Genomic DNA, 10,449 nt, shown 5'->3' on the forward strand with positions numbered 1-10,449 from the left:
CATCTAATATATTTTGGAATACATGGCCTAAAATGTAGTATTTTTGACAAAAACTAAATATAAAACTACAATTTCTACTGCTTGAATGTAGTGTTATTGATAAAAAAAGAATACATGAAAAAGACAATTACAATTTTAGGAGCCTTATTAATAAGCTTTTTAAGTTATGCACAAAACCAAGGAAACTATATTTTAATTATAAATAATGATACCATTCATGTTAATCTTAATACAGATATTAAACATAAAACCTCAAAAGGAGAAAAATTAAATATAAAACTTACTCAACCAAATATACTATTCTATTCAGATAGTATGATTTCTTTTAATCACGATAAATCTCTTAGTGTCTCTAACTCTAAAATTGAAGAGGGAATAGAACAATGTATGATAATGAAATCTACAGGAAGTGGTTTTATGGTTCAAAAATATAAAACAATTAACCCTAGTGGTTTAACCCGATTAATGTTAAGTGAAATAACTAAAGAGAGTCTTAATTACGGCTACACTATGAGTGAAGAAAAATTCAGTAAAAAACTAAAAACGGGCCAAACAATCGAAGGTATAAAAGCAACGTTAACTTACAAAGGAGAAAAAGAAACATATACCGTAGCCAGTTACGGGAAAAAAGATGAAGGACTAATTTTGTTAACAATGCTATTAAACGAAGACTCAAAAGAAGATAAAGCGGTTATTGAATTATTTTTAGATACCTTAGAGATTAAAAATTAATAACGTATTGCATAACACTGTGTAATCTCAACAGAATACATACAGTGCTCGAACCTTTACCCTAGCTGGCTCAAGTTTGCAACTCATACCGTAAATACTAACCCTATTTTTTTAATACAATAGGCACACAACATGAGATGGATTAGACTTACAATAGCTCTGCTAAGTGCAAAGTTTAAAAAAAAGCTTACTGGTACAGAAACCGTTTCGAAATCATTTAGAGTTTGGATTACAGATATAGATGTTTCTGTTACAAATCATGCCGCCATAATGACCATTCTAGAAACTGGCCGGTTAGATTTAATGGTAAGATCTAACTTTTTTAAAATAGCATCAAAAAATAAATGGTTTTTTCCTAGCCAAGCAATAAGTATTCAATTCTACAAACCATTAAAAATGTTCCAGAAAGCCCAAATATTAACCAGGATTTCTTACGTGGATGAAAAATGGATTTATATAGAACAAAAAATTATAAGAAAAGGAAAAACAGTTGCTGCTTGTATTGTTAAAAACACAATAAAAAAAGGTAGAAAAACGATTCCTACATCAGAAATAATGAAAGCACTTAACATTGAAAAAGTGCCAACATTTAAATATGATTTAATAAATACTTATGAATTAGAGACTATTAAAATGAACGACAGACTGGTTAATCATTGGAATTAACATTTTTCAACCATTAATTTTCATAATTAATACAAGTTAATACGCTATTCTTTAAATGTGTTAAATATTATAGTTTTTCTTACCTAATAAAGCATCATTAACACATGTTTAAACCTTATAATAATCTAACACCAAATAATATACGTAGATCTACGTATTGGAATTAGCAAAAAAATATTAGACCTTTAAAAAAGCTTATAAATACCTATAATTAGGTATTGAATGCGACCTTATTGTTTGCGACTTTTACTTAAAATTAACTAACAATGATTTATTTTCTTTTTATAATTTCTGTCTTGATATATCTTGGGTTAAGATTAAGTAAGTTTTATTATGATTATCTTGAAGTTGAATATAAAGCTAAAGACAACAAGCTAACTCCAAAGTTTAATGTATTCACAACATTAAAACTATTTCTACTCAACATTTTTCAAAAAAAAAGAATTAATTGGAAATTAAACCATTCAAAAAGTCATAAATGGAGGTACGCTATTATAAAAAGTTTAAGTGAATTCTTCGCTATCTTTATAATAGTTTCATTTATTTTTAGCTTATTTCAACTTTGGTTAGATTCGACAACTAATATAGAGTATGCAAAATCTACAATTCTACAAATTGAGCATGCACAACACAAAATAAAAGAGACTATGCAGTTCTTTTCAATAAGTAGTGGTTACGAAGCTTTAATCCTTATAGTGCTTATTATATGTATTTCATCTTTTCCATTTCTAGAAAGCTTAAAGCTTAAAAAAAAGTTTCAAAAACTAAATAAGCTATTAAAATTACTACTACTCTTTTTTACCGTCTCAACCTCTTTCACCTTTTTTGGTAATAGATTAAATGCTGTAGAACAAAAAAGGATAGCAAACTTAAAAATACATAAGTTACAGATTATAGAAAATAATACTTTATTATATAGTAACATCCGTGAAAAAGTTAAAGAAATTGTTATTAACGAAATACTACTAAACGAAAACATAGAAGATGTTTTAAGTAAAACTGAAGCTATTAAACCTAAGTTAGATGCTGCTACCGATAATGATGACTATGAAGATTTTAATACATTAGTTCCAGAACATATTATTAATAAGCTTAATGTTAATGTTCTAAAAAAAACACTTAAACCAAAATTTAATTTTTCGAAAGTATTTTATTATGGCGTTAATAAATACAGTAAAGCAACAAAAACGAGCACTACAAAAAGTAGTTCTACAATCTATGAGGAATTTAAGAGGAAAAACACGGATTGGTCTGAGAATAAGCATACTGCTTCAGATGTTGATAATGCTACAAAAAAATATAAAAATGCAAGAAGTGCAAACAATATAAAATACTCTAAGTTCTATCGTAAATACAAAGAACCATTAAGTATAATCATAAAAAATATTTACGAAAAGACTGGAAAAAAATGGGTTAATGGATTATTAGAAATTTTAAAAACAGATATTCCCTTTCTAGAGAATTTTATAGACCCCATTATTCATGAGCCTATTGAAGAATTTATTAATAATAAAACAGAACTTCTTTTTAAGAAGGCATTTAATAGCACAGAAGAATCCATTAAAGCAGATATAAAAAATTGTGCTAAAGAGTTTTCAAATAGTTTTAATACTCAAGCAAATAACAATGCTAAATTAAAAGCCTTAAATAAAGAACTCACTAAAGATTTAAAAAAAGTAAACAAGGCATCTAAAAACACTGTTTACGAAATAAAAGCTTATCATAAAAAAGTAGACCGTTACTTAAACACACTTAGTTCTAAGAGCAGATGGGAAAACTTACGCAAAGATTTTAGAAAACGAATTAATAAAAGCAACTTAGGCTTTAAACAAAACCAAATGCAACATTTTAAAACTACTCTTGACGATTGGGAAACCTATAAAAAAAGTAATAAATACAAGTGGTACAATACAAAAATAAAAAGCCTTGAAGATCAATTTTTCAACTACTCTAAATCTAACAACAAATTAAAAGCCTGCTGGGGATATATTTTACAACAACAAGACTGGGAAGGCTCAGTATATTACTACAAATACATTGCCCCAGAAAAAGGAGCCAGAGGTAATCCTTACTATTTATTAAAATATTACTATAACAGTACAGGTAAAAGTGGTGCAATTGAAAAATTATACACAAAACAAACAAACGAATGGGTTGGAATTCTCTGTCCGCCTCACTAATTCCTATTAGTAAACAAGAATATTAGCTGTAATAAAAAAATACCGATCGGTATTTTTTTATTACATTTGTACTTATGTTAACAAAAGCAGAACTCACTACACAATTTATTTTAGAAACTGTAGCACCCATTTTTAATAAAAATGGTTATGCAGCAACAAGCATGAGTGATATTACCAAAGCAACAGGCTTAACAAAAGGTGCTATTTACGGTAATTTTGAAAATAAAGAATCTTTAGCCATAGCAGCCTTTAAATTCACAGTAAAAAAAGTGATGAATCAAATAGCAGAGCATCTAAAACGTAGTGACTCCCCTATTCAAAAATTATTTCTTATTTCAGACTTTTACAGAAATTATTACGATTACAGCAAACAAATAGGTGGCTGTCCTGTTCTTAACATTGGTGTAGATGCCAACAACCAAAACACAAAATTACTGGAAAAAGTACGTGTGGTAATAGAGCGAATACAAAATCAAGTAGCAACTATTATAGAAAATGGTATTGAAATAGGAGAAATTTCTTCAGAGATTAACGCAATGCATTATGCAAAACGTATAGATTCTATGATACAAGGTGCTGTATTTATGACCTATACTATGGATGATGAATTTTATATAAAAGACACCACAACACAAATAGACCACATGATACATAATGAGCTAAAAGCTTGATATTTTTTTAATTAATAATATACCGATTGGTATATTTAAATAAAACTAAAAATGAAAACATTACCAAAAGTAGTAGAAAGTAAAACCAAAATTAGGTTTCAAGATTGCGATCCATTTAACCATTTAAATAACGGAAGTTATATTAACTACTTTATTAATCATCGAGAAGATGCAATTTTAGAACATTATAATTTAGATATGTTCGACATGGCAAAACGTACAGGAAAAAGTTGGGTTTCTAGTAGTAATCAAATTGCCTACTTAAAACCTGCGTTTTTAATGGAAACGGTAACAATAAGCTCTCAATTATTCCGTAAAACCGAAAGTGAATTATATGTAGAAATGCGCATGTATAATGAAAACAAAACTCAACTAAAAGCTGTTATTTGGTGTGGTTTCACACATTTTAATTTATTAGAACAAAAAAGGGCAATACATGCTGAAGATATGAATACCTTATTCGAAAGCATTTTACAACCTATTAATGCTATTACTTTTGAAGAACGCTTATTACAAATACGCTCTAAAAAAGTTATGGTTTAGTATTGTTTTCTTGAAAATATACATCTAAAAGTTAAAAACAATGCAGTCCTAATGAAAAGATTGTATTTTTATATTTTAAATTACATATTGTGTATTTGGAATTAAAAATGACTATTACATGTCAGTTCGAGTGATTTTGAGATTATTGAAATCAAAATATATTTTGATTGAAGATACCCAAGCGAAGCTTAAAAAATCGTATCGAGAACATTTTTTAAATAAAATTCTTGTTCTCGATACAGATTTCACTCATTTTCAATCGTAAAATCCACTCGAACTGACGAATATTATCAAAATATACATCTGAATAATATTATATTTTAAATAAATTTATGACTTTCAATCAATATATAGATCATACCTTACTTAAACCAACAACAACAGCAACAGATATTATTGCACTTTGTAATGAAGCAAAAATGTATGAATTCTTTTCGGTATGTGTTAACTCTTGTTATGTTAAACAAGCCAAATCTCAGCTTAAAGATAGCACCGTTAAAATCTGTAGTGTTATTGGTTTTCCTTTAGGCGCTATGAGTACAGAAGCTAAAGTTGCAGAAGCACAACAAGCTGTAAAAGATGGCGCAGACGAAATAGATATGGTTATAAATATCGGCGCTTTAAAAAGCAAAGCTTTCGATACTGTTTGGCAAGATATAGAAGCTGTTAGAAAAGCTATACCAAACACCTTGTTAAAGGTTATTTTAGAAACCTGCTATCTAGATGAAATAGAAATTATAAAAGCTAGTGAACTTGCTGTAAACAGTGGTGCTAACTTTATTAAAACCTCAACTGGTTTTGGAACCAATGGTGCTACAGTTAATGCCATAAAACTAATGAAAAGTGTTACCAAGAATACCGTTGTAAAAATTAAAGCTTCTGGAGGTATTAGAGATACCAAAACAGCACTTAAATATATAAATTTAGGAGTCGATAGAATTGGCACCTCATCTGGAATAGCAATTGTAACAGGCAGTAATACAAAAAACGGCAACCCATATTAAATATAGAATGACACCAACCGTTAGGCTTTCAAATAATTTACAATTAACCCCCGTTACAATTAGTAGCCAATCTAAGCTATACAAGTTAATGGAAACCATTTATCCACCCGTATATAAACATTTATGGGTTAATGAAGATTGTAGTTTTTATATTAATCTATTTTACAGTAAGAAACCGCTAGAAAAAGAACTTTTAGAACCAGATAGTCATTACTATTTTGTGGAGTATAATAACGAAACTGTTGGCATTATTAGAATACGACACAATCAAACCTCTCCAAACAGTTTTAGTAGATTATCTACCTATATTAATAGAATTTATTTAGGAACCCAAGCCCAAGGTAAAGGTGTTGCAAAACAATTGTTTCATTGGATAACAACACAAGCAATAGCCCATAACAACAACGTATTATGGTTAAAAGCTATGGATACGCAAAAACAAGCCCTTAAATTTTATTTAAAAGAAGGGTTTACAATAACAGGAAAATCTCATTTAAATTTTGAATTATTGCATGAACCATTAAGAGGTATGGTAATAATGCAAAAAGAATTACACATCACTTAATTTTATACAAAAATAACTAACCTAGAGTACATATTATTATGGATTGCATAGTTAACGATTGGATAAAAAACCTCTTTAACCAAATAGCATAAGTCTATTTTAATTTTTATACTTAATTTTGCTCCACATGCAAAAAAACATAAACATACAGAATAAGAAAGCACGATTTCAATACGAGATATTAGATAAATATACCGCAGGAATTGTCCTTACAGGTACCGAAATAAAATCTATTAGAGAGAGTAAAGCCTCTATTGCAGAGTCGTTTTGCGAGTTTAACGAAGCAGGAGAGTTATTTGTTGTTAATATGACTATTCAAGAATATCTATATGGTAATCACTACAATCATGCACCAAAAGCAGAGCGTAAACTATTGCTTAATAAACGAGAATTAAAAAAGCTAAATAAAGAAGTACAAAACACAGGGCTTACTATTGTGCCTTTACGCTTATTTATTAACGAAAACGGTTATGCTAAGCTAGACATAGCCTTAGCAAAAGGTAAAAAGTTATACGACAAAAGAGAAACCATTAAAGATAGAGACAATAAACGCTCTCTAGATAGGATTAAGAAAAACTTTTAAAGTTTTATTTAAAATAAATTTCACAAAGTTTTAGGAATACTATAACAAACGCATGTACGTTTTATATCTATGTTTGGTGTCTATATTATAGATTTACACATAAAATAATTAGTTTCGGGCAACCTTATTTATAAAATGTGCGTCTATACTAATAGATACAAACAATAAGAAACAAAACCAACACATGTTAAAATCTTTACTATCATTTGCTACATTATTATTGTGTAGCTTTTCTTTTGCGCAAATTACAGGAACAGTAACCTCTTCAAAAAACGAAACACTTCCTGTTGTCAACATTTTTATAGATAATACTTATACAGGAACAACCACAAATAGTGAAGGGATGTATGAGCTTAATGTAACTAAGCCAGGTAATTATACTATTGTGTTTCAATATTTGGGCTATAAAACATTGAAAAAAAACGTTACTATTAAAAGTTTCCCATTTACTTTGGATGCTGTATTGGTTGAAGAAGATATTTCTTTAAATGAAGTGGTTGTAAACTCTGAAGAAAATCCTGCAAATAGTATTATTAGAAATACTATTAACAATAGAAAAAAAGTCCTTAAGAAATTAAGCAAATACACATCAGACTTTTACTCTCGTGGTGTTATTCAAATTAAAAATGCCCCTGAAAAAATCTTAGGTCAAGAGGTTGGAGATTTAGGTGGCGGATTAGACTCTACTAGAAGTGGTATTATATATCTATCGGAAACTATTTCTAAATTAAAATACCAAAGCCCTAAACCACTAAAAGAAAAAATAATAGCATCTAAAGTTAGTGGTGATGATAATGGTTTTAGTTTTAATAATGCTAGCGATGTTAATTTCAATTTTTATAAAAATACTTTCGAATTAGGTACACAAGTAGTTTCTCCAATCTCCGATATGGCTTTTAACTATTATCGTTATAAACTAGAAGGTGTATTTTACGATGATAAGAACAACCTAATTAATAAAATAAAAATAACGCCTAAACGTGAAAATGATAAGGCCTTCTCTGGTTACGTTTATATTGTAGAAGATCAATGGAACCTATACGCTGTTGATGTAAATATTAGAGGCGCTCAAGTAAAAACTGCACCTGTAGATTTATTTACCATACAACAAACGTTTTCGTATTCAGAAAAAGATGGTGTATGGGCATTAATATCGCAAACCTTCGATTTTAGATTTGGTCTTTTTGGTATTAAAGGAGATGGTCGTTTTACATCGGTATATAGTAATTATAACTTTTCACCAGAATTTGAAGCTAGAACATTTAACAGAGAAGTATTATCCTTTGCAGAAAACTCTAATAAAAAGGATTCTACATATTGGAGTACTATACGCCCAGTACCTTTAACCATTGCTGAATCTACAGATTATGTAAAAAAAGATAGTATACAAATAGTAAAAGAATCTAAACCGTATTTAGATTCTATAGATCAAAAAAACAATAAATTTAAACTAGGAGACATCATAGGAGGCTACAGTTACCAAAACTCACATAAAAAGTATAGATTTAGTATAAGTTCTCCTCTTGAGCGTATTAGCTTTAATACCGTACAAGGCTGGAATGGTAATGTTGGTTTAAATTATACCAAGCGTTACGACGAGTACAAGCGTTTTTTAAGTATCAATTCTAATATAAATTATGGAGAAGCAGACGATCGTTTACGTGGTACGGCTTCTATATATTACAAGTTTAATAATAAAAATAAACGTTCTATATCGCTTTCTGGCGGGGTAAAAACTGAGCAATTTAATGCCTCTAGACCTATTTCTAGATTAGAAAATGCTGTAAGTACCTTATTTTTTGAAGATAACTACATGAAACTTTATGATAAAAGCTTCGCTCAATTAGCATTCTCACAAGAGATACTTAACGGCTTTTTCTTTAATTCTTCTTTAAGTTACGAACGTAGAAAAGCATTATTTAATAATACAGACTATACTTTAATTAATGAAGATGGAGATCGTTATACAAGTAACAATCCTGTAAATGAGTTAGCTTATGGTATTGCTCCTTTTAGCACACACAATATCGTTAAGTTTAATGCCATTGCAACAATAAATTTTGCACAAAACTATTTAAGTTATCCAGATGGAAAATATAACATACGAAGCAATAAATACCCCACTTTAAGCATTGGTTACGAAAAAGGATTGGGCGCAACTAACGAAAACTATAATTTCGATCAGTTTAAGGTTAGACTAAGACAAAATGTATCTTTGGGTAATAAAGGCCTTTTTAGATACAATGTAAGCGGCGGGACTTTCTCTAACGCAGATAATATAGCCTTTATGGATTATCATCACTTCAATGGCAATCAAACCAACGTTAAATTGGATGGATCGTACTTAAATGCCTTTAAAAATTTACCATATTACGGGCTAAGCACTAATAAATCGTATGCAGAAATGCATGTAGAACATAATTTTAATGGTTTTATTTTAAATAAAATACCATTATTAAATAAACTTAACTTTAACCTAATTATAGGCGCAAATGCAGCTGTAACACAAGACAACAAACCTTATAGTGAATATTCTATTGGAATAGATAATTTAGGGTTTGGTAAATTTAGATTTTTACGTGTAGATTATGTTCGCTCTTACCAAAGTGGTTTTTTAAATGATGCCGTTTTATTTGGATTTAGTTTTTAAACACACTGAAATGTAATAATTAACGTTATTACTAAAGACTATGCATAAGTAATTTTATTAATAGAAAACAATTCTTAAATATAAATTTGTAAATATTATTGAAACTTAACCAAATCAATAAAATCTTACAGGTTGTCCTTATTTGTATTATAATGCTACTATCATGTCTAGCTTAACTTGTTTCAGCATCACATAACTGCTAAAAACATAGATGCTTTATGGTGAGAACCTGAAACAAGTTTAGGTTGACAGCAGACTTTATAATTGATTACGGATATTCAAAAACCTTATTACAAATTCATATTTAAGAAAACTATATAAAGATTGTTATAAGGCAATTTTAAATAAAGGGTCAAAAAAATGGGTAATGAAATAGTTTTTTTGAAACTTAATAGTACAAGCTATAACTAACTTCTATATAAACACCAATAATAACAACAAATAACCATGTTATTATTAGTCATTGCAAACCACCTTGATTTGTTTAAAAACAATATCAACGCTATTAATATTATTAATTTTAAATGCAGAAAAAATGTAACGATATTCGTATTTCGCTACTTATATTAAAATACGAATTTATGACTAAGGCAATTTTAATTATCGGTACTGCTCTTTTAGGGCTAGCAATAACTATTGGTATTATTGGGATACGTTATTTTTCATCCAATAAAATTAATATTATAAATTTTATAAAGGAGAACCCAGACAAAGCGGCTATTACACTTATTAGAAACAATAAAATTATTGCTAATAAAAATGCAGAACGATTGCAACCGCTAGCTAGTACTGTTAAAATAATTATAGCTATAGAATATGCTGAGCAAGCTGCCAATGGTACTATAAACCCAGAAA

10 protein-coding genes are annotated in these 10,449 nt (G+C 28.8%); all 10 read left to right on the top strand.

The window, feature by feature from the left end; genetic code table 11:
- Positions 1 to 114 precede the first annotated feature (114 nt).
- A complete protein-coding gene (locus ACVC2P_RS02070) occupies positions 115 to 732 on the top strand; it encodes a hypothetical protein (RefSeq protein ID WP_452596822.1) in 618 nt (205 codons plus the stop codon).
- A gap of 132 nt (positions 733 to 864) precedes the next feature.
- On the top strand, positions 865 to 1,398 hold the full coding sequence (locus tag ACVC2P_RS02075; protein WP_452596823.1) for an acyl-CoA thioesterase: 534 nt from the start codon (positions 865 to 867) through the stop codon (positions 1,396 to 1,398).
- A gap of 266 nt (positions 1,399 to 1,664) precedes the next feature.
- A complete protein-coding gene (locus ACVC2P_RS02080) occupies positions 1,665 to 3,578 on the top strand; it encodes a hypothetical protein (protein WP_452596824.1) in 1,914 nt (637 codons plus the stop codon).
- Between the two features lie 74 nt (positions 3,579 to 3,652).
- Entirely contained in the window at positions 3,653 to 4,249 is a 597-nt protein-coding gene (locus ACVC2P_RS02085; protein WP_452596825.1) for a TetR/AcrR family transcriptional regulator, read from the top strand.
- Positions 4,250 to 4,300: 51 nt separating this feature from the next.
- Positions 4,301 to 4,792 carry an acyl-CoA thioesterase gene (locus tag ACVC2P_RS02090; protein WP_452596826.1) on the top strand — a complete coding sequence of 164 codons (492 nt, stop codon included), beginning with the start codon at positions 4,301 to 4,303 and terminating at the stop codon, positions 4,790 to 4,792.
- Between the two features lie 332 nt (positions 4,793 to 5,124).
- The gene (gene deoC / locus ACVC2P_RS02095) at positions 5,125 to 5,796 is read left to right on the top strand and encodes a deoxyribose-phosphate aldolase (RefSeq protein ID WP_452596827.1); all 672 of its coding nucleotides are present in this window, start codon (positions 5,125 to 5,127) and stop codon (positions 5,794 to 5,796) included.
- Positions 5,797 to 5,803: 7 nt separating this feature from the next.
- Positions 5,804 to 6,361, top strand: a complete 558-nt coding sequence (locus tag ACVC2P_RS02100) for a GNAT family N-acetyltransferase (RefSeq protein WP_452596828.1) — start codon at positions 5,804 to 5,806, stop codon at positions 6,359 to 6,361.
- A gap of 127 nt (positions 6,362 to 6,488) precedes the next feature.
- Entirely contained in the window at positions 6,489 to 6,944 is a 456-nt protein-coding gene (smpB, locus tag ACVC2P_RS02105) for an SsrA-binding protein SmpB (protein WP_452596829.1), read from the top strand.
- A 184-nt stretch (positions 6,945 to 7,128) separates the two neighbouring features.
- Positions 7,129 to 9,594: a DUF5686 and carboxypeptidase regulatory-like domain-containing protein gene (locus ACVC2P_RS02110; RefSeq protein WP_452596830.1), complete on the top strand. Its 2,466-nt coding sequence runs from the start codon at positions 7,129 to 7,131 to the stop codon at positions 9,592 to 9,594.
- 524 nt (positions 9,595 to 10,118) lie between these two features.
- Positions 10,119 to 10,449, top strand: a 331-nt coding sequence (locus ACVC2P_RS02115; RefSeq protein ID WP_452596831.1) for a hypothetical protein, incomplete at its 3' end; no start/stop codon positions are given.

It is taken from the genome of Pontimicrobium sp. MEBiC01747, from assembly GCF_053601635.1.